This is a genomic window from Streptomyces sp. NPDC107517 (genome assembly GCF_055582645.1).
In genome coordinates this window covers 114,524-132,872 of record NZ_JBVJPM010000006.1, presented here as the reverse complement: position 1 = coordinate 132,872, position 18,349 = coordinate 114,524, and the positions used below count along the sequence as shown (strand labels likewise).

Here is an 18,349-nt window from a genome sequence, read left to right as displayed (position 1 = left end):
GCAGGACCACTTGTTCACGCGTCCGCGAGCCATTCCAGGGCGGCTACGACGAGTGCTTCCACGCCCGTGCTCAAGGTGGGCTCGACGAGTGGGGCGAAGTGGGGGGAGTGGTTGGCCGGCAGTTCGTCCAGCCGGTCCTCCGCGAGCGCGGTGAGGACCGTCTCGGTGTCCAGGCCGCCCCAGAACCAGAACACGGTGGGCACGCCGAGCACCTCACCGAACACGCCCACGTCCTCACTCGCGTTCACCTGAGGCATGGGCATGATCCGCTGCTGCCCGAAGTACTCCGCGAACGCGGCGACCGTGGTCCGCGTCGCCTCCGGCTCGCTCACCAGCGCCGGCGCGGCGCCGGTCCAGTCGAATTCCGGCGGCTGCTCCGCGCCGCTCGCCTGCGACTCCGCCGTGACGATGCGCTCGATCGCGTTGCGGACCTTGTCGCGGACGGCCGGGGTGAACGTACGGACGTTGACCCCCAACTCGGCCTCGTCGGGGATGATGTTGTCCTTCGTGCCCGCCTGCAGGCGACCCACCGTCACCACGGCCGTCTCCGCCGGAGGCACCTCCCGCGCGACGATGCCCTGCAGCCGCGTGACCACGTTGGCCGCCATGAGCACCGGGTCGATGGACGCCTCGGGCCGAGATCCGTGGCCGCCGCGACCGTGGAGGGTGATGTTCAGGGAATCCGCGGCAGCCATCACCGGGCCCGTGCCGTAGCCGATGACCCCCGCGGGCAGGGGCCCGACGTGCTGGCCCAGCACGATCTCGGGCTTGGGGAACCGCTCGAACAGTCCGTCATCGACCATCCCGCGCGCGCCGACCGCGAGTTCCTCAGCCGGCTGGAACACAACCAGCAAGGTGCCGCGCCACTGATCACGCGACTGCGCGAGCAGCATGGCGGCACCGGTCAGGCAGGCGGCGTGCATGTCATGACCGCAGGCATGCATCACCGGTACGTCACGGCCCTCGTTGTCCACCCCACGCGCCTGGCTCGCGTAGGGCAGCCCGGTCTTCTCCTCCACCGGCAGCGCGTCGAAGTCCGCACGGAGCATGACCACCGGCCCTTCACCGTTGCGCAGCAGCCCGACCACGCCGGTGACGCCGACTCCTTCGGCCACCTCGTCGAATCCCGCGTCGCGCAAGCGCCGCGCCAGCAGACCGGCGGTTCGCGTCTCCTGGAGCGAGAGTTCCGGGTTCTGGTGCAGATCCCGGTAGAAGGCGGCGAGTTCATCGCGGATCTCCGGCAGTTGCGCGGTCACCGTCTTCGACATGGCTACCTGACCTTTCTGAGTACCGATGTGCGTACCTTGACGTACTCCCCGCCCCGAGGACGGGGATTTCGGCCTGGGTCGTCTGACCCTTCCGGAGGCTTCCTGCTTCAACGCGCTGTGCCGGGACTTTCGCCCTGGTCTTACCGGCGCTCCACGAGGCGTTTAGCCTGTCCGCTCGTCCAGCGGCCAGGATGTTGCGTGCGGCGTTGATGTCCCGGTCGTGGACGCTCCCGCAGCCCCCGCAGGTCCACATACGGACATGCAAGGGCTTTGGGCCGTCCTTGACGCCGCAGGCAGAGCAGACCTGAGAAGTCGGCTCGAAGCGTCCGATCCTGCCGAAGTGCCGGCCGTGCTTGACGGCCTTGTACTCCAGCATGTTGACGAACGCCGACCACCCGGCATCGTGCACGGACTTGGCGAGCCGGGTACGGGCGAGGCCCGACACCGCGAGGTCTTCCACATACACCGCTTGGTTGTCGCGGATGATGCGTGTGGATTCCTTGTGGTGCCAGTCCCGGCGCCGGTCCGCCACCTTGGCGTGCTGACGTGCGACCTTGATACGCGCCTTGGCCCGGTTCCTCGATCCCCTGGCCTTGCGGCTGACGTTCTTCTGCAACCGCTTGAGCTTCTTCTCGGCGCGCCGCAGGAATTTCGGAGAGCTGATCTTTCGGCCGTCGGAGAGAACGGCGAACGCGGACAGGCCGAGGTCGATACCGGTCTCGGTGTCCAGCTCGGGCAGGATCTCGGGTTCGGTGTCCACGACGAAACTCATGAAGTACCGGCCCGACGGGTCCTTGGCCACCGTCAGCGAGGTCGGTGCGGCCGGCAGCGCCCGGGACCACTTCACCTTGATGTTGCCGACCTTGGCCACATACACAGTGCCGTTGTCCTGGAGGGAGAAAGCGTTGTTGGTCAGCCGGATCGCCTGGCGGGTGTCCTTCTTCGACTTGAAGCGGGGCGGCGAGACCTTGCGGCCTTTGCGCTTTCCCCTGAGCGAGTCGAAGAAGTTCCTGTAGGCCGTATCCAGGTCGCGCAGGGCCTGTTGCAGTACCACCGCCGATACATCGGCCAGCCACGCCCGTTCCTCCGTGCGCTTGGCCTGCGTGATCCGCAGCCGCGACAGATCGGCCGACGTCACATACGGCAGACCGGCGGCGTGTGCGTCCCTCCGGTCGCGCAGGCAGTCGTTCCACACCACGCGGGCACACCCGAACGCCCGGGCCAGCGCACGGCGCTGGGTGGCGTCCGGGTACACCCGATAGGCGTAGCGAAGCTGCATGACCATGATCGTAGTACGTTGGTCTGTTTCAAGTCTTAAAGTGCACTTGGTCTTTGTGACGAAGTACCGGCGCGGTGTGTTCAACGAGGAGATGCTGACCCGCACCGAAGAGGTCATGCGGAGGTCTGCGAGGACTTCGGAGCTGAACTGAAGGGCTGGGTTTGTGCCGGGGGTGGGCGAGCACTGTCGCAACCGCTCTACCCAGCGGTAACGTGCGGGTCCGTTCACAGTTCGGGGAGTGACATGGGCACCGTCACGGGAATCGATCGCGTCGCTGAGCACGAGAAGACGCGTGCCGCGCTGCGTGCCGTGGTCGCGCGGCTTGTCCGAATGCTGCGGGACCTTCCCGACCTGGAGATGGCGTCCGCTGTCCCGGAGTGGACCGTCGGCGATGTCGGCGCACACGTTGCTGCCGTGTATCTCGCCTTCGGCTCCGGCTTCACCGATGAGTCCGTGGAGTGGGACACAGTCCTGCCGCCGGGCGACGGGCCGTTCATCGAGCGGCTCACGGCCGTGAACGCCATGTCGATCGGCCTCCTCGGCGGCGATGAACGCGCCCGCCTCGGCGACCTGATCGCCGAGCGCGGCGAGGCGTTCCTGGGTGAAACGGACGGCCTCGCCCCGGACACCCCCGTCGCCACGCCCTGGTACGGGCAGGAGCGGACGCTCACGCTGGCGGCGGCGACCGGAATGATGCTCAGCGAGAGCCTCGTGCACGGCCTCGACATCTCGCGGGGTGTCCGACTCCCGTGGCGGATAGGCCCGGACGAGGCGCGCCTGGTGCTCGGGCAGTCGATGCCGACGATGATGCCGCTGGCCCTGGACACGGCGAAGGCGCAAGGCGTCAGCATCGCGTTCGACGTCGCGATCAAGGGCGGTCCGCGGCTGGCGGTCGTCATCGACGGCGGGACGGCGACCGTGACCTGCGACGCTCCGCCCCGCGCGTACGACTGCAGGATCACGGCGGCACCGGCAGCGTTCCTCCTGGTAGCCTTCCGGCGCATGCCGATCTGGAAGGCGATCGCGCGCGGTCAGATGCGGGCGCGGCCGAAAGCCCTGGCGGGCCCTGCGCCTCACCGAACTCATCGCAAGTCCCTGACCTGGGGACCGCGTCCGCCCTGTCAGGGCTTCCAGTCGCCCATGCGGTCCAGGCGGCGGAGCTGCTGGCGGGCGGTGGGCACGTCGAGGGCCTCGCCCCGTGCGGTGAGGCGGTCCGCGACCGTGGTGAGGTGCTCGGCGGGTTTGTGGTCGTCGTGCTTGAACTTGGCGACCACATCGATGACGTCCAGGCGCAGCCCGCGGATGCCGGGCAGCATGCGGCCGTAAGGAGGTTGGTCCACCAGTACGGGGGCGTGGTCGCCGTCCGGCTGGAAGTGGGCGAGCTGGCGGCGCAGGAGTTCGGCCTCGGACTCGGGGGAGTCGACGATGTGGGCGTGGCAGGTGAACTGAACGGCCGCGTAGTAGCTGGTGGGGACGCCGTCGGTGGGTGTCGTGTCCGGCTTGGCGCGCCAGGGGCCGGGGATGAAGGCGTAGTCCTCGATGACGGTGAACGTGACGTTCGGGTCGTGCTCGATCGCCTTCCAGACCGGGTTGGGGCGGGCGAAGTGGATCAGGAGCTGGTTGTCGTCGCCGGTGAAGTGGGTGGGGACGACCATGGGGGCCCGGCCGGGGAGGCCGTTGACGCTGAGCTGGCCGAAGGCGTGGCCGTCCGCGATCCACGTCTGCCATTCGCCCTCGTCGAGTGCGGCGTCCCAGGGTTGGATGAACACGCTCTTCTCCTTGTGGGGTGGTGGGCCGGTTCAGGTGAGGGCGAGGAGGCTGACGGCGACGGCCGCGGCGCCCAGGCCCACGAGCTGGCCGCGGTGGATGCGTTCGGCCAGCACACTCCGGGCGAGCAGCACCGTGCCGACCGGGTAGAGGGCCGTGATCACGGCGGCGACGGTGAGGTCTCCGCTGCGGACGGCGATGAGGAACAGCAGGTTCGCCACCGAGTCCAGCACGCCCGCCGCGGCGGACATGGCGTAGGCGGTCCTCTCGCTGCCGAGCCTGCGGCGCATGACCCCGGCCGCGGTCAGGGTGACCGCTGTCGAGACCGCCCTGCCGACGATGAGCGGGGCCACGCCGCTGTCCGCCGGCGCCTGGTGCAGGAAGGTCAGCTGGAGGGCGATCGCGGAGCCCGCGCCGAACGCCAGCAGCAGCGCCGTGCGCGACGGACGCGACGAGCCCGCGCCGTGCCCGGCGCTGACCAGCACGACGGCGATGAGCGCGAGCGGCAGGCCGAGCAGCCCGGCCGTGCCCAGCCGCTTGCCCTGCGTCAGACCCACGCTGATAGGCAGCGCGGCGGACACCAGCGCGGTGACCGGGGACAGCACCTTCATCGGGCCGATGGCCAGGGTCTTGTAGAGCAGCGCGAACGCGACCGCCGAGGCGACGCCGGAGGCGGCACCCCAGCCGACGGCGCACGGGCTGAACGAGGCGCCGAGCACGGGCCACAGCAGCAGCTCGACCGCGAGGCTGGCCGGGGCGGCGACCATCACGGTGAGGTCCGGGTCGTGGCCGCCGACGCCGTGATGCCGCTGTCGACGGGGGAGCGGGGCAGCGAGGCCCGGCTCATGCTGACGACGTCCGGTCCCGCCCCGGTCGAGGTCTGGCGCTGGCAGCTGGCACCCGGCGACGAGTACCCCAGCCACCCCCATCAGGGGTGGTCGTCGAAACCGTCAGCGTCACCGTCGGAGAGATGATCCTCGAGGTCGATGGCGCCGAGCACCCTGTCGAAGCCGGACAGACAGCCACCTTTGACGGCAACGCCCCCCACACCTACCGCGGTTCCGGCACGGAGACCTGCCACCTCATCATGACCGTCCACCTGCCGCCCGGCCCCGCGGGCACCGTCTGACGACCGGTGATGCGACCTACGACGCGCCTCGGCCCGGGGTGCGACTCCGCGTGAGTATCTTGTGCAACTCCCTTACAGGAAGCTTCGGTTGACGGTCCGCGGTGAACAGGCCGTTGATCTCCTGCTCGGTGTCGGTGAACTGGGTGAAGCAGAAGCCGGCGAGGCCGGAGTCCACCGCGGCCTCCACCAACCCGGCCAGGCGCTCGGCGAAGTCCTCCTTCGTGCTCACGGTGTCGTAGCCGAACCACTCGGCGCCTTCGGCCGGTTCGAAGATGGCCCCGCCGAACTCACTCAGTACGACGGGCTGTCCCTGGTGGCGCACGCCGTCCAGGACGAGCCGCTTGGCACCGGGCCACTGCTCGACGATCTCGCCCTGCCGCAACGAGGAGTGCCCGTAACGCTCGCGCAGTACCTGCGCATGCTGCGTGTAGTCGTGCACCCCCCAGATGTCGGCGGCGGAGATCTCCCAGCCGTCGTTGGAGACGGACGGGCGGGAGGGGTCGAGGGCCTTGGTCAGGTGGTAGAGGCTGTCCATGAAGTGACGCTGGGCGGGGACGAGCGCCGGGTTCGGGACGGACCAGGACTCGTTGATGGGAACCCACGCGACGATCGACGGGTGGCTGAGGTCGCGGGAGATCGCCTCGGTCCATTCGCCGGCCACCCGCTCGACGGTCTGCGTGCCGAAGGTGTAGGCCGACGGCATCTCCTCCCAGAGCATCAGCCCCAGCCGGTCGGCCCAGTAGAGAAAGCGGGGATCCTCGATCTTCTGGTGGATGCGCAGCCCGTTGAGGCCGATCGACTTGGCCAGTTCGGCGTCCCGGCGCAACGCGTCTGCCGGGGCCGCCAGATGGGATGCGGGCCAGTAGCCCTGCTGGAGCGCGAAACGCAGGAAGTACGGCTTGTGGTTGAGGAGGAAGACACCGTCGTCCCAGCCGATGTCGCGCAGGCCGAGGTAGGACATGACGCGGTCGACGGGGGTGTCGTCGGCCGCGTCGTTCAGAGTCACGATCGCGTCCACGAGATGGGGTTGTTCCGGGCTCCACAGCAGGTCGCCGAGGTCCTGAGCGTGCCGAAGGGCCGGCACCGCGACATCGAACTCCGTTTCCTGGCCGTCGGCCAGCGTGCGCTGCTCGGCGAGCACCCGTTCGCCTTGGGCGAGGCGCACCGTGACGGTCAGCGGGCGTCGCGGCCACTCGCTCAGCCGGATCCGGCAGCGGACGCGGGCGTGGGCCACATCGGGGGTCCAGTGCAGGACCGTGATGTGCTCGTCCGGCACCTCCTCCAGCCATACCGGCTGCCAGATGCCTGAGGTGCGGTGGTACCAGATGACGTGCGGGTCCCGCCGCCAGTCCTGCTTGCCACGAGGTTGCGTGGCGTCGAGCGGCTGGTCCTCCGCCCGGATGACGACGGTCTGCGCACCGTCCTGGAGGACGGCACCGGTGAGGTCGCAGGAGAAGCCTGTGTGGCCGCCTTCGTGACGTCCTACGAGATGTCCGTTCACCCACACCTCGGCCCGGTGGTCGACCGCGCCGAAGTGCAACAGCAGGCGCCGGCCCGCTGCCGGCCGGGTGACCTCGATCGTGCGCCGGTACCAGAGCACGGGGTGGAACGCTGTGTCGCCGATTCCGGAGGCCTCGGACTCGGGCGGGTAGGGCACGGTGATGGTGGCGGTGAAGGGTTCGGTGGTTTCCGGGTCCATCCATCGGGCGGAGCGGCCGAGGTTCGCGTCGTCGTAGGCGAACTGCCAAGGACCGCTCAGGTCAGTCCAGTTGGGGTCACGGACGAGCTGGGGCCTCGGGTGGCCGGCGGCGTCCAGATGGGAGTACGGCATGCGAGAACTCCGGTGGTGTCGTACGGGAGTATGGAGGAAGGGGACGTCGCCGCGGATCAGTTCGCGGTGGAGCGGAGCCCCACGACTGTGGCGGCGAACGCCAGCGGACCGGGCAGCAGCGGAGCCAGCAGGGGAATCGACCATGCGAGGAGCAGGCTCAGGAGTACGGCACCGGCGAGCAGGAGCGAGCCGCGCGGGTCGGCGACGCTGCGGAGGAATCCCTCGCGTGCGGACAGCCGGTGCGGAGCCTCCAGGGCCGTCGTGCGCAGCACCACGACCATGACGCCCAGCGTGAGCAGCGCCAGCGCGGGTGACATGACGGCCGCTCCGGGCAGCGAACTGCGCAACAGCGCGGCGTCGATCAGGAGGACGAGCGCGAGCAGCGGCGGCACACACCCGGCGGCCAGCACCCGCGCGGTCATGTGTGCGCGCAGGTGAGCGACGTATGTACCGGCCCTGACAGGGAGGCCCTGGACAGCGGTCTGCCGGATGGCGGCCGATGCGGCGGCGAACGCGGCGGGTGCCGTGACCACCGGGAGGCAGGCGGCGGTGGTGAGCAGGCCGATCAGGAGCACGTCGGCGAAGAGGGAGAAGCTCGGCCCGAATACCTCGCCGGGCTCCCGGCGGTCGCGGCCGTCTCGGCTGGATTTGCCGGGCGCGGTGGGTGCGTGGGTCATGGTGGTGGCTCAGCCCTTCAGCCCGGAGGTGGCCATGCCCTGCACCAGATAGCGCTGGAAGACGAAGAAGAACAGCACGATCGGCAGGACCGAGATCACCGACATGGCGAACATGGGCCCGTACGCGGACGTGCTGGACTGGTCGACGAAGCTGCGCAGGGCGAGGGTGATGGTGAATTTCTCCGGGGCGAACAGATAGATCATCTGCGTGAAGAAGTCGTTCCACGTCCAGATGAACGTGAAGATGGCGGTGGTGATCAGCGCGGGCCGGGTCAGGGGAAGCGTGATCGACCAGTACGTGCGGAAGGCGCCGCAGCCGTCGATGCGGGCGGACTCCTCCAGCTCGCGCGGGAGCCCGCGCATGAACTGGACGATCAGGAAGACGAAGAACGCCTCGGTGGCAAGGAACTTGGGCAGGATGAGCGGCCAGTAGGTGTCCACCATGCCGAGCCGGTTGAAGATGATGTACTGCGGGATCAGGACGACGTGGTGCGGCAGCATCAGCGTCGCCACCATGAACGCGAACATCACCTTGCTCATACGGAAGCGCAGCCGGGCGAAGGCATAGGCGGCCAACGAGCAGGACAGGACGTTGCCCACGACGGCGCCGACCGCGATCAGCAGGGTGTTGCCGAGCAGTCGTGTGACGGTGATGCCCGAGACGCCGTCCAGCGCAGTCGTGTAGTTCGACCACTCGAAGTGACCGGGCCACAGATCGAGGCTCGTCACCACCTCGTCGGCCGGCTTGAGCGACGTGGCGAGGAGCCAGGCCAGCGGATACAGCAGTACGAGCAGGCAGACGGCCGCGGCCGTGTGCGGCAGCCACCGCTTCGTGGCGATGTTCATCGTCCCTCCTCGTCCGCGTAGAAGACCCAGGACCGGGATGTCCGGAACAGGATCAGGGTGATCGCGGCGATGGCGATCAGGAGCATCCAGGCCATCGCCGCCGCGTAGCCCATGTGCGAGGCGGTGAAGCCGCGTTCATACAGATAGAGCGTGTAGAACATGGTGGAGTCGGCGGGGGCGCCCTTGCCGCCGCTGATGACGAAGGCCGGTGTGAAGACCTGGAAGGAGTTGATGATCTCCAGCACCAGGTTGAAGAAGATGACCGGGGACAGCATCGGCACGGTGATGGAGACGAACTGCCGCCAGCGGCCGGCGCCGTCGAGCGACGCGGCTTCGTAGAGATCGGGCGAGATCTGCTGGAGACCCGCCAGGAAGATCACCATCGGCGCCCCGAACTGCCACACCGTCAACAGGACGACCACGTACACCGCGAGGTGGGGATTGCCCACCCAGCCGCCCACGTCGATGCCGACCGAGTCGAGAAGTCCGGAGACCGTGCCGCCGTCGTTGAACAGCGCCTTCCACACCAGGGCTATGGACATGCTCGCCCCGAGCAGGGAGGGCGCGTAGAAGGCGGAACGGTAGAAGGCACGGCCGCGGTTGAGGCTCTTGAGGAGCATCGCGACTGCGAGGGCGAGGCCGAGCTTCAGCGGGACGGCCACGACGACGTACAGCATCGTGGTGCCGACGGACCGCCAGTAGCGTGGGTCTTCGGTGAGCATCTCGGTGTAGTTGCGCAGGCCCACCCAGCGCGGCGGATCGAACAGGTTGTAGTCCGTGAAGGACAAATACAGGGAGACGGCCATCGGCACGAGGGTCAGGACCAGCGCGCCGATCATCCACGGGGAGAGGAACACGTAGGCGGGCCACTGCCGTTCACGTACCTGGCGCCGCCGCCGCCGGGCCGGCGCTCGGCGGCCCGTGTCCGGGGCCGGCCGCGAGGGCGCCCTGGTCGACACAGTGCTCATGACCTCAGCTCCCGGTTGGCCTCGTCGATGAGTTCGCGTGCGGCCTGGCGTGGTGTGGCCAGGCCGTACATCACGCGCTGGTATTCGCGGATGAATGCGGTCTGAATCGCGACATCGCCCCGTGGCGGGGCGGTCGGCGGGGCGTCCAGGCCGTACCTCTCCATGGTCTGCGCGTACTCGTAGATCTCCCGCTCGGGGCCCTTGAGCGTCTTGGCGACGCGGGCGGCGATCCTGCGGTTGGGCGGAGTAGACCGGGAGAAGGCGAGGATGTCGCCCACCCGTTGGTCATTGAGGAGGAAGTCGACCAACTGCGCTGCCTCCTTGGGGTGTTCGCTGTCCGCGCTGATGCCGATGAGCATGCTCGGCTTGAAGTACGAGCCCTGGTGGCCGTCGGTCGTGGGGACCGGCGCGAAGTGGACGGAGTCGCCCAGGAGGGCCGGGTAGCTGGGGAACGGCGCGTCCCAGGTGAAGTCGGCGGCGGCGAGATGGCGGCCCATCGGGCTTGTCTCGGTGCTGTTGGCCTGCGCGGTGTCCCTGGCCTGAGCGATGGTGCCGTCCTTGCGCAGCCGGTCGCAGAACGTCCAGAACGCGGTGAGGTCGTCCTCGGTGAACCCGAGCTCGGTCTGGCTCGCGTAGAGTCTTCCGCCGCGGCTGCGAAGCCAGGTCTCGAACACGTCCTCGTTGGTCCCGCCGTCATTGGCACCCGCGAAGGGGCGGCCGTCGGGAGACTTCAGTCCCAGGGCGGCGATCTTCTTGTTGGCCCTTTCCCAGTCCTGCCAGGTCCAACTGGGCTTGGGTGTTGGGATGTTGGCCTTCTCGTAGACGGCGGAGTCATAGGCGTAGCCGGTGATACCGCGGCCCATGGGAAGGGCATACTGCCCGCCCCTGTACGTGCCGGTGCGCAGGAGGTCCCTGCTCATGTCGGACGTGCGGATCGTCCCGTTCTTGATGGCGTCGTCCAGTGTCATCAGCGCGTCCCCGCCCGCGTACTGGGACACCTGCCGGTAGTCGAGCTGGGCCACATCGGGCATGCCGCCGCCGGCGGCCTGTGTGGCCAGTTTCTGCAGGTACGCGCCGAAGTCCCCGCTCGATGTGCGGACGGTGACGCCGGGGTGTTCCTTCTCGAAGAGCCGCACGGCCCGCTCGGTGCGCGCGGCACGGTCGTCGTTGCCCCACCAGGAGAACGTGAGGGTGACGCCACCGGATGTACTGCCGCTCGCGGTGGAGCAGGCGGTGAGCGTGGAGTTCAGCGCGGCGCTGAGGCCGACGGCGGCCGCGGCCAGAACGGCCCGGCGGGGGAGTGGGCGCCGGCCGCTTCGGGGCTCGGGCATGGGGGGCTCCCAGGGAACGGTGCGGGGATGGAGGGGGAGGGGCGGGGTGGTGAGCAGCCTCGTGGGTGGAGGCAGGTGGATGGGGGGTGACCGGCCTCGCGGCAGGGTGTGAGCTGGACGGCGTGATGACCAGCCCGGCGGCTGGGGCAGATGGGCGGAGTGGTGAGAGGCCCTGTGGCTGAGGGGAAGGTGCCGGGTGGTGAGCAGCCTGGCGGCCGGGGGCAGGTGGATGGGACAGTGACCGGCCTCGCGGCAGGGTGTGAGCCGGACGGGGTGGTGACCAGCCGCGAGGCCGGGTGTCAGATGCCGAGATAGACGTCCAGTCGGCCGCACATGCCGAAGCGTCCCCGGGCGGTGGGCCCGGTCGCGGTGACCGTGGCCCGGGCCAGGTGTCCGGCGTCCTTCGCACGCAGGGCGCCGAGCTGGGACCCGGTCGCTGCCGCGGCGGCATGCGCGCCGTCCTGCCAGCGCTGCTCCCAGGCGTCGAGGCGCGGGCGGATCAACTCGGCGGCGGCCCGCTGGAACGCCGCCAGTGGTTCCGGATCGCCGCCCTCGGTGGCTTCGCGCAGTTCCAGGAACCGGCGGGTCGCGAGATCGCGGCGGGCGCGGGCGACCTCCACCTGCTGGGCTTCCGGGACGTCGGTGGGGATACGGATCGCGGTCGCGTACGTCTCGGCATCGGTGAGGAGGTCCTCGGGGAGGGTGAGCACCGCGTCGCCCGCTTCGGGCAGGCCGCTGTTCTGCATCACGACGGTGATCTGCAGGCCGCCGGCATTGGTGAGCCGATGGATCGTGCCCGGCGTGAACCAGGCCACGGTGCCCGGCTCCAGAGGTGTCTCCTGGTAGCCGGAGGTGGTCAGGGTCTGCACGGTGCCACGCCCGGCCGTCACCACGTATCCCTCGCTGCACGTGAGGTGCAGGTGCGGGGTGCCGCCGCCGGGCAGCCCGTCGACCGTGGGCCAGTCGTAGACCGTCAGGTGGGACACACCCACTGCCGCCGGGAAGCCGTCGTACGTCGCGCTCACCATGCGTGCCCCCGCAGGTGCGCGGCGACCTGCTCGCGGTCCCAGGCGCCGTCGGCGATCGTCACGCGGTAGCTACGGGTAAGGGTGTCGCCGGGCGCGAGGACGAGCTCCTCGTGGAAGGCCCAGGACGGCGCGACCGCGGCAAACGGGTCGCTGCGCACGAACCAGTGAGCGGGGTGCGTTCCCTTGTCTCCCGCGTGGTCGTTGGCGGCGGCGTGCTCGAAGACAAGGGTGGCGTGGCCGTCGCGCCCGTCGTGCTCAGCGACGTACGCCAGCCAGGGTGCTTGACTGCCCATCAGGTCTCCGTCGTCCGCTTCGGCGGTGAAGACCCGCCCGTCGCGGAAGGCCCGCGGCCCGCGCCAGAACAGGCCGGTGTATCCGGCCGCGGGACGGCCGTGGGTCGTGGGGCTGCCGAAGTGCAGCGGTTCGTCGCGCCGGTTGGTGACGGCCGAGGTCCACGTGAGCGACCAGCTGCCGGCGTCCGCGTCCACGTCGCGCACCTCGATGCGGCGTTCCTCGTCGGCCCACAGTTCTTTGGTGTGCGGGTGCCAGGTCAGACGCTCGGCGATGACGGCGCGGCCGTCCGTGGCGGAGACCTCCTCGAAGGCGACGTGGGCCATCGAGCCGACCTTCTCGGGCTGGGCGAGGTATCCGTCGCCGTGCACGTACGTGTTGCCGCCCCACAGGTTCTGGCCCGACAGGTGAGAGGCCGTCAGCTGGAGACCCTTGTGCCAACGGTGGTCGTTGGGGCGGTAGTCGGTGACGACCGCGCCGGAGAGGGTGCGGATCGGGTGCAGGTACGGCTTGGGGGCCTCCCAAGCGGCTTCGGGCCGGTACACGTAGGCGAACAGCTCGGTGCCGGTGGCCGCGTGGTCGACGGTGATGCGGTCGCCGTGCGCGTGGGTCAGTGCGAGCGTCATGCGGGGTCCTCCTCCTGGTGGGGGCCGGCAGGCGCCCATCCCTGGGCGTCGCCGTGCAGGGCGGTGTAGTAGGGGTCGCCAGGGGCTATGTCACCGGCGCGGACGGGCAGGTCGGTGAAGGCGGACTTGTACAGAGCGGTGATGAACTCGAGCGTCTGACGTCCGCCCGAGCCGCTCGTGGCGTGGCGTCGTCCGGCCCTGATGTCGGCGACGAGCGCCCGCAGTTGGGCGAGGTGCGAGCTGGGCTCGTCCTCGCCGAAGTCGTGCCAGCCGGCGACGGTCTCCTCGGGGACGCCGGGAGCGGGCGTGATGTTCCAGTCGGCGTTGTGGTAGCCGTACAGGTGCGTCAGTTCGATCGTCGCGAGCTCGCAGTCGATGCGGATGCGGCTGACCTCGTCGGGGCTCAGCACGCTGTTGACGACCGTGCCCACAGCGCCGTCGGCGAACCGCACCTGGGCGGTGGACACGTCCTCGGTCTCCACGTCGTGCACGAGCCGCGCGGCCATCCCGCGCACCTCGGTCCACGGCCCCATCAGATCGAGCAGGAGATCCGTCTGATGGATGCCGTGCCCCATCGCCGGGCCGCCGCCCTCGGTCGCCCAACGGCCGCGCCACGGCACGGCGTAGTAGGCGGTGTCCCGGTACCAGGTGGTCTGGCAGTGCGCCACCAGCGGCCGGCCGAACGCGCCCTCGCGCAGCAGTCGGCGCACGTGCCGGGCGCCGGAGCCGAAGCGGTGCTGGAAGACGATCGACGCGTACGGGTCCCCGTCACCGCCCTTCTCGGCCGCCTCGACGGCGTCGTAGTCGGCCAGGGACGGGCACGGCGGCTTCTCGCACCAGACCCAGGCGCCGGCTCGGAGCGCCGCGACGGACTGTTCGCGGTGCACGGCGGGCGGGGTGCACAACACCACGAGATCCGGGCGCACTTCGGCGAGCATCGCGTCGAGATCCGTGGACGCGTAGGGAATCCCGAACGCGTCGGCGAAGGCGCGCACCGCGGTGTCGTCCACGTCCACCACGGCCACGACGTCCGTCTCCCCTTCCGCGGCCAGCGTCCGCAAGGCCGGCAGATGGCTGGACCGCGCGATGCCACCCGCTCCGACGACTGCCGCGCGGAGCGGACGGTGGGGACGATCTGGAGACATGGGAACCCTCTCGAGAGACGGACGGCAAGCGCTTGCCATGAGCTGGTTCCAACGTTGTAACTGCCGACTGTCGGCAGGGTCAACCCCCTCGTCGGAAAGAGTTTCCCGTCGGCGGAAACCCTGGTGAGCCGTGCTCACAGGTGCATAATCCGGGGGAACTTCGAGTGCGGGGGGCGATCGAATGGCAGCAGTGACACTCAAAGACGTGGCGGAGCGCGCGGGGGTGTCGATCAAGACGGTGTCCAACGTTGTACGTGACGCCCCGAAGGTGTCCGAGGCGACACGGACACGCGTGATGCGCGCAGTGGCGGAACTCGGCTACCGGCCCAATCCGTCGGCGCGAAGACTCAGAACCGGGCGCAGTGGCCTGATAGCCCTGGCGGTCCCGGACCTCGCGACGTCCTACTTCGCGGAGCTCGCACACCATGTGAGAGCGGAGGCGGCGGCACTGGGCTTCACCGTCCTGATCGAGGAGACGCTGGGGGACGCCGGCGAGGAGCTGCGTCTGGCTACCGGTGTCGGCGCCTCATTGCTGGACGGCGTGATCCTGTCGCCGCTGCACGTCTCACCCGACGAACTCGCCTCCGTGGCGGGCGAGTTCCCCCTGGTGCTGCTCGGCGAGCGCAGCTACGAACGCGATCGCGTCGTCGCGGACCACGTCCTGATCGACAACGTCGCCGCGGCTCACGAAGCCACCGCGCACCTGGCCGGTCTCGGCCGCACCCGGATCGCCGCCATCGGTGTCGACCGGCCGGGGTCCGCGACCAGTCGCCAGCGGCTGGAAGGGTTCCAACTGGCGCTGCATGAAGCACGGTTGACCTACGATCCAAGGCTCGCGCCGCTGGTGAAGGAGTTCGGCCGCCGTGACGGACTCCTGGCCATGCGCACCCTGACAGCACTGCCGGCGGATGTGCGGCCCGACGCGGTGTTCTGCTTCAGCGACCTGCTGGCCGTAGGAGCCCGACGGGCCGCGTTCGAAGCGGGCCTGCACATCCCCCGGGACATCGCCCTGGCGGGTATCGACGGCTCCGCGGAGGCGCTGTACAGCACGCCCTCGCTCACCTCGGTGGTTCCTGACAAGGCCGCGATCGCCTCCCTGGCCGTGAAGTGCCTGGCGACCCGTATCCGCGCGGACGACGCCCCGCCGTTCGAGGTGCACGTGGCCCCCTACTGGCTGGAGGTGCGGGAATCCACGAGCGGTGAGCGGCAGCCGCTGCCCGCCGCCTGACGGACCGGCGCCCGGCCTGCGGCCCGCATGCGCGGGCCGCAGGCATCAAGGACGCGGGCCGGCGGTTCAGGAACGGGCGTCACCCATGGGTGACGCGCATCGGCTCGAAGGTCACCGTGGTCTGCGGACCATCGGTCCACAGCACACGCAACTCCCCCTCGACGAACTGCACTTCGGCCACCACATCGGTGAGCGGAACGCTGGGCTCGTCGGCGCTCAACGACGCCAGTGCCACGAAGACCGCCGTTCCCTCGGCCTCGCCGGAGAGCCGTGGCACCCGCACCCATCGCTCGTACGCCGTCCCCTGCGGCGCCCGCACCTCGTCCCGTTCGCCCCACCCGTACAGGCCGTGCAGCTGCGAACTCAAGGCGTCCGAGGCCCACCCCGTGAGCGTGACCCCCGCCCCGTGCGGCGCCCCCACGACCCGGTGCACCCGCAGTTCGTACCGGCCCCGGGCCACGGTCACGCTCTCCACGCGCAGCCCCGGCACCATCGGCGGGCCCGAAGCGAACACCGGCAGGTGCGAGGACGCGGCCCAGCCCCACCCGTCGCCCTGGCCCGCGCCCAGCGGACGGATCCGGCGCCGCGCGCCGGCCGCGCCGCCGACCACGACCGACAGATGGTTGTCGGCGACATTCGTCCGGGACGTCGGGCCCGTGTGCGTCGAGTACGCGTGACGGCCGTACAGCGGGTCGTCCTGAGCGGCCGACTCCGATTCGTGCGGGCGGACGTGGTCACTGCCGTGGTTGTGGAGCCGTACGATCCCGTCGGCCCGCGTCGACTGGACGAGCAGTCCCGGCGCGGGCAGTGCGAGCACCCGGTCCGGGCCCTCGCTCGGTGCGGGCTCCTCGGTCGCCGTCCACAGCGGATCGTCCTCCGGCGCGAGCAGCGCCACGAACCCCTTCGACGCCCAGTACGGTGACGCCGGCCCCGAGTACGTCTGCAGCGTCGCGTCGTGCGGGCCGTGCCAGCCCAGGCTCAGCAGCCCGTCGTCCGTCACCCCGCCCCGGTCGAGGAAGTAGCGCAGGCTCCCGCTGATGAGCCGGCGCGAGGTACCCGGCGTCAGCGGAGTGTGGCCGGTGACGGCGCCGATGCCGACGGCCGCCGACGCCGCGAACCGGTAGGTCAGCGAACGCCCGAAGTGGATCGGCGCCCCGTCGGCGCCGAAGAGCAGCGAGAACCCTTCGAGGTGCTCGCGCAGACGGGGCCCGAACCGGGCGGCCAGCGCGGTGTCACCGGACAGGTGCGCGTGCAGCATCGGGTACAGGTGCAGCGCCCACCCGTTGTAGTGGTCGAAGGCCCGCCCGTCGCCGTCCGCGTACCAGCCGTCGCCCCGGTACCAGGTCTCCATCAGCCCAAGTGCCCGCTCCATGGCGCGCGTGGTGGCTTCGTCGCCGCGGCCGACCGACTCCAGGAACGACGCCACCGTGAACGGGAACAGATACCAGTTGTTGGGCGCGGGGGTGTGGTCGATCGCCCCGCGCAGCCAGGTCTCCGCCCGGTCCTGCACGTCGCCATCGAGCTGGTCCCACAGCCACGGCCGGGTCAGGGACAGGCCGAGCGCCACGGACGCCGACTCGACCATCGGCTGGCCCTGCACATGGTGTTCGAGGATCAGCGGCCATGACTCGGCGTCGTCCCGGCCGGGCGTCCGCGTGCCCGCCGTGAGGCCCTGCGCGTACCGCTCCAGCCAGCCGTGCGGGTCCTTTCCGCCGGCGCCCGCGACCCGGAAACCGGCCGCCAGGAACGTACGGGCGAAGCCTTCGAGGCCGTCCGAGCGGACCCCGGACCCGGAGGGGCGTCCCGGAAGGTCGAGCAGGGCGCCCTCGGGTGTCGCCCAGCGCCACGCGGCGCCGAGCAGCCCGTCGGCGACGGCCTCCCAATGCGCGCGCGTGTAGCCCGTGCCGGGACTCAGCTCACGGTCTTCTTCGGGCAGTTCGAACGGGATGGTCATGCGAGGAACGCCAGCCTTTCGCGTCGTACGGGATGGGCGAAGCCGTCGCCCGCGGCCCACCGGGCCACCTCGCCGACGGCCGTGTCGGCGAGGCGTTCCCACTCGTTGCCCTGGGAACCTGCGAGGTGGGGCGTGATCAGTGCGTTCGGACAGTCCCACAAGGGGTGAGCGGCGGGCAGGACCTCGGGGTCCGTCACGTCGAGCACCGCCCGGATGCGGCCCGTGCTCACGACATCGGTGAGTGCGTCCTGGTCGACGACGGCGCCGCGCGAGGTGTTGATGAGGGTGGCCCCCGCCCGCATGGAGCCGAGCAGCTCCCGGCTGACGAGGCCGCGCGTGGCCGGCAGCAGCGGCGTATGGACGCTCAGCAGGTCGCTGCGCGCGAAGAGTTCGGACAGCTCCACCCACTCCACGCCCAGTTCGGCGGCCTCCGGCTCGGAGACGTACGGGTCGTGCAGCAGCACTTCGAAGTCGAAGGGCCGCAGCAGCTCGATCACCCGGCGGCCGATCAGGGACGCGGACAGCAGGCCCACCGTGCGGCGGTAGTTGCCCACCTCCTGCGTGGTCAGCAGCCAGTTGTCGCGCGCGCGGGTCCGCCGGAAGTCGCGGGCCCGTTCGAGGACGTTCTTGCCGTGCAGCAGGATCATCGCGAGGGTGTACTCCGCGACCGGCAGCGCGTTGGCCGCGGCGGCCGAGGACACCTCGACGCCCTGGTCCCAGCAGGCGTCGGTGACATGCCCGCGCACCGAACCGGCCGCGTGCACCACGGCCTTCAGGCGCGGCGCCGAGGCCAGTACGTCCTCGTCGATCGGCCGGCAGCCCCAGCCGGTGACCAGCACCTCGACATCGGCGAGGACATCCCTGGCCCGTACGGTCGTCAGGTCGTCCAGTACGGGCAGCGGCGCCAGGTCGCACACCTCCGCGAGCGCGGCCACGGACCGCGGCGTGAAGACGGCCGCCGCGGCCTGGGGGGACATGGCC

13 protein-coding genes and 5 pseudogenes are annotated in these 18,349 nt (G+C 70.2%); 4 read left to right on the top strand and 14 right to left on the bottom strand.

Annotation, left to right across the window (positions count from 1 at the left end; all coding sequences use genetic code 11):
* Window positions 1-14 precede the first annotated feature (14 nt).
* Both ACZ67T_RS16505 and ACZ67T_RS16500 read right to left on the bottom strand, forming a co-directional pair.
* Window positions 15-1,268 (bottom strand): amidohydrolase, encoded by a 1,254-nt coding sequence (locus ACZ67T_RS16505; RefSeq protein WP_469984604.1) that lies wholly within the window; start codon window positions 1,266-1,268, stop codon window positions 15-17.
* A 55-nt stretch (window positions 1,269-1,323) separates the two neighbouring features.
* Window positions 1,324-2,547, bottom strand: a pseudogene (locus tag ACZ67T_RS16500) (RNA-guided endonuclease InsQ/TnpB family protein); the annotation flags it as partial.
* On the opposite strand from ACZ67T_RS16500, the pseudogene ACZ67T_RS16495 reads away from it, so the two are divergent.
* Window positions 2,546-2,697: pseudogene (locus tag ACZ67T_RS16495) on the top strand (transposase); the annotation flags it as partial. The pseudogenes ACZ67T_RS16500 and ACZ67T_RS16495 sit on opposite strands and share 2 nt — an antisense overlap.
* A gap of 93 nt (window positions 2,698-2,790) precedes the next feature.
* A pseudogene (locus tag ACZ67T_RS16490) lies at window positions 2,791-3,216 on the top strand (maleylpyruvate isomerase N-terminal domain-containing protein); the annotation flags it as partial.
* A gap of 452 nt (window positions 3,217-3,668) precedes the next feature.
* On the opposite strand, the gene ACZ67T_RS16485 reads toward ACZ67T_RS16490, so the two are convergent.
* Both ACZ67T_RS16485 and ACZ67T_RS16480 read right to left on the bottom strand, forming a co-directional pair.
* Window positions 3,669-4,316 (bottom strand): FMN-binding negative transcriptional regulator, encoded by a 648-nt coding sequence (locus ACZ67T_RS16485; protein ID WP_469984603.1) that lies wholly within the window; start codon window positions 4,314-4,316, stop codon window positions 3,669-3,671.
* Between the two features lie 30 nt (window positions 4,317-4,346).
* Window positions 4,347-5,087 (bottom strand): annotated as a pseudogene (locus tag ACZ67T_RS16480) (EamA family transporter); the annotation flags it as partial.
* Between ACZ67T_RS16480 and ACZ67T_RS16475 the strand changes: the two are divergent.
* A pseudogene (locus ACZ67T_RS16475) lies at window positions 5,073-5,443 on the top strand (cupin domain-containing protein); the annotation flags it as partial. The pseudogenes ACZ67T_RS16480 and ACZ67T_RS16475 overlap by 15 nt on opposite strands.
* Window positions 5,444-5,459: 16 nt before the next feature.
* On the opposite strand, the gene ACZ67T_RS16470 reads toward ACZ67T_RS16475, so the two are convergent.
* From ACZ67T_RS16470 to ACZ67T_RS16435, 8 genes are all read right to left on the bottom strand, one after another.
* Complete coding sequence (locus ACZ67T_RS16470) at window positions 5,460-7,274, bottom strand: sugar-binding domain-containing protein (RefSeq protein WP_469984602.1); 1,815 nt, start codon at window positions 7,272-7,274, stop codon at window positions 5,460-5,462.
* Between the two features lie 56 nt (window positions 7,275-7,330).
* On the bottom strand, window positions 7,331-7,951 hold the full coding sequence (locus tag ACZ67T_RS16465) for a hypothetical protein (protein ID WP_469984600.1): 621 nt from the start codon (window positions 7,949-7,951) through the stop codon (window positions 7,331-7,333).
* A gap of 9 nt (window positions 7,952-7,960) precedes the next feature.
* The gene (locus ACZ67T_RS16460; RefSeq protein ID WP_469984598.1) at window positions 7,961-8,797 is read right to left on the bottom strand and encodes a carbohydrate ABC transporter permease; all 837 of its coding nucleotides are present in this window, start codon (window positions 8,795-8,797) and stop codon (window positions 7,961-7,963) included.
* Window positions 8,794-9,765 (bottom strand): carbohydrate ABC transporter permease, encoded by a 972-nt coding sequence (locus ACZ67T_RS16455; protein ID WP_469984597.1) that lies wholly within the window; start codon window positions 9,763-9,765, stop codon window positions 8,794-8,796. Before ACZ67T_RS16455 ends, ACZ67T_RS16460 begins: the two co-directional genes overlap by 4 nt.
* Window positions 9,762-11,096: an ABC transporter substrate-binding protein gene (locus ACZ67T_RS16450; RefSeq protein WP_469984595.1), complete on the bottom strand. Its 1,335-nt coding sequence runs from the start codon at window positions 11,094-11,096 to the stop codon at window positions 9,762-9,764. Before ACZ67T_RS16450 ends, ACZ67T_RS16455 begins: the two co-directional genes overlap by 4 nt.
* 299 nt (window positions 11,097-11,395) lie before the next feature.
* Window positions 11,396-12,124 (bottom strand): cupin domain-containing protein, encoded by a 729-nt coding sequence (locus ACZ67T_RS16445; RefSeq protein ID WP_469984593.1) that lies wholly within the window; start codon window positions 12,122-12,124, stop codon window positions 11,396-11,398.
* Window positions 12,118-13,041 carry a DUF6807 domain-containing protein gene (locus tag ACZ67T_RS16440; protein WP_469984591.1) on the bottom strand — a complete coding sequence of 308 codons (924 nt, stop codon included), beginning with the start codon at window positions 13,039-13,041 and terminating at the stop codon, window positions 12,118-12,120. Before ACZ67T_RS16440 ends, ACZ67T_RS16445 begins: the two co-directional genes overlap by 7 nt.
* Entirely contained in the window at window positions 13,038-14,186 is a 1,149-nt protein-coding gene (locus ACZ67T_RS16435) for a Gfo/Idh/MocA family protein (protein WP_469984589.1), read from the bottom strand. Before ACZ67T_RS16435 ends, ACZ67T_RS16440 begins: the two co-directional genes overlap by 4 nt.
* Before the next feature lie 181 nt (window positions 14,187-14,367).
* Here ACZ67T_RS16435 and ACZ67T_RS16430 point away from each other — a divergent pair, with 181 nt between their 5' ends.
* Window positions 14,368-15,414 (top strand): LacI family DNA-binding transcriptional regulator, encoded by a 1,047-nt coding sequence (locus tag ACZ67T_RS16430; RefSeq protein WP_469984587.1) that lies wholly within the window; start codon window positions 14,368-14,370, stop codon window positions 15,412-15,414.
* A 79-nt stretch (window positions 15,415-15,493) separates the two neighbouring features.
* On the opposite strand, the gene ACZ67T_RS16425 is transcribed toward ACZ67T_RS16430, so the two are convergent.
* Both ACZ67T_RS16425 and ACZ67T_RS16420 read right to left on the bottom strand, forming a co-directional pair.
* The gene (locus ACZ67T_RS16425) at window positions 15,494-17,368 is read right to left on the bottom strand and encodes a DUF2264 domain-containing protein (protein WP_469984585.1); all 1,875 of its coding nucleotides are present in this window, start codon (window positions 17,366-17,368) and stop codon (window positions 15,494-15,496) included.
* The gene (locus tag ACZ67T_RS16420; protein WP_469985000.1) at window positions 17,365-18,345 is read right to left on the bottom strand and encodes a hydroxyacid dehydrogenase; all 981 of its coding nucleotides are present in this window, start codon (window positions 18,343-18,345) and stop codon (window positions 17,365-17,367) included. The genes ACZ67T_RS16425 and ACZ67T_RS16420 overlap by 4 nt, the downstream gene beginning before the upstream one ends.
* Window positions 18,346-18,349: the final 4 nt, after the last annotated feature.

Coding starts and splice junctions, on each gene's coding strand:
- ACZ67T_RS16445 (WP_469984593.1), bottom strand. CDS start 12,124: ATGGTGAGCGCGACGTACGACGGCTTCCCGGCGGCAGTGGGTGTGTCC.
- ACZ67T_RS16450 (WP_469984595.1), bottom strand. CDS start 11,096: ATGCCCGAGCCCCGAAGCGGCCGGCGCCCACTCCCCCGCCGGGCCGTT.
- ACZ67T_RS16460 (WP_469984598.1), bottom strand. CDS start 8,797: ATGAACATCGCCACGAAGCGGTGGCTGCCGCACACGGCCGCGGCCGTC.
- ACZ67T_RS16425 (WP_469984585.1), bottom strand. CDS start 17,368: ATGACCATCCCGTTCGAACTGCCCGAAGAAGACCGTGAGCTGAGTCCC.
- ACZ67T_RS16430 (WP_469984587.1), top strand. CDS start 14,368: ATGGCAGCAGTGACACTCAAAGACGTGGCGGAGCGCGCGGGGGTGTCG.
- ACZ67T_RS16420 (WP_469985000.1), bottom strand. CDS start 18,345: ATGTCCCCCCAGGCCGCGGCGGCCGTCTTCACGCCGCGGTCCGTGGCC.
- ACZ67T_RS16435 (WP_469984589.1), bottom strand. CDS start 14,186: ATGTCTCCAGATCGTCCCCACCGTCCGCTCCGCGCGGCAGTCGTCGGA.
- ACZ67T_RS16455 (WP_469984597.1), bottom strand. CDS start 9,765: ATGAGCACTGTGTCGACCAGGGCGCCCTCGCGGCCGGCCCCGGACACG.
- ACZ67T_RS16440 (WP_469984591.1), bottom strand. CDS start 13,041: ATGACGCTCGCACTGACCCACGCGCACGGCGACCGCATCACCGTCGAC.
- ACZ67T_RS16470 (WP_469984602.1), bottom strand. CDS start 7,274: ATGCCGTACTCCCATCTGGACGCCGCCGGCCACCCGAGGCCCCAGCTC.
- ACZ67T_RS16505 (WP_469984604.1), bottom strand. CDS start 1,268: ATGTCGAAGACGGTGACCGCGCAACTGCCGGAGATCCGCGATGAACTC.
- ACZ67T_RS16465 (WP_469984600.1), bottom strand. CDS start 7,951: ATGACCCACGCACCCACCGCGCCCGGCAAATCCAGCCGAGACGGCCGC.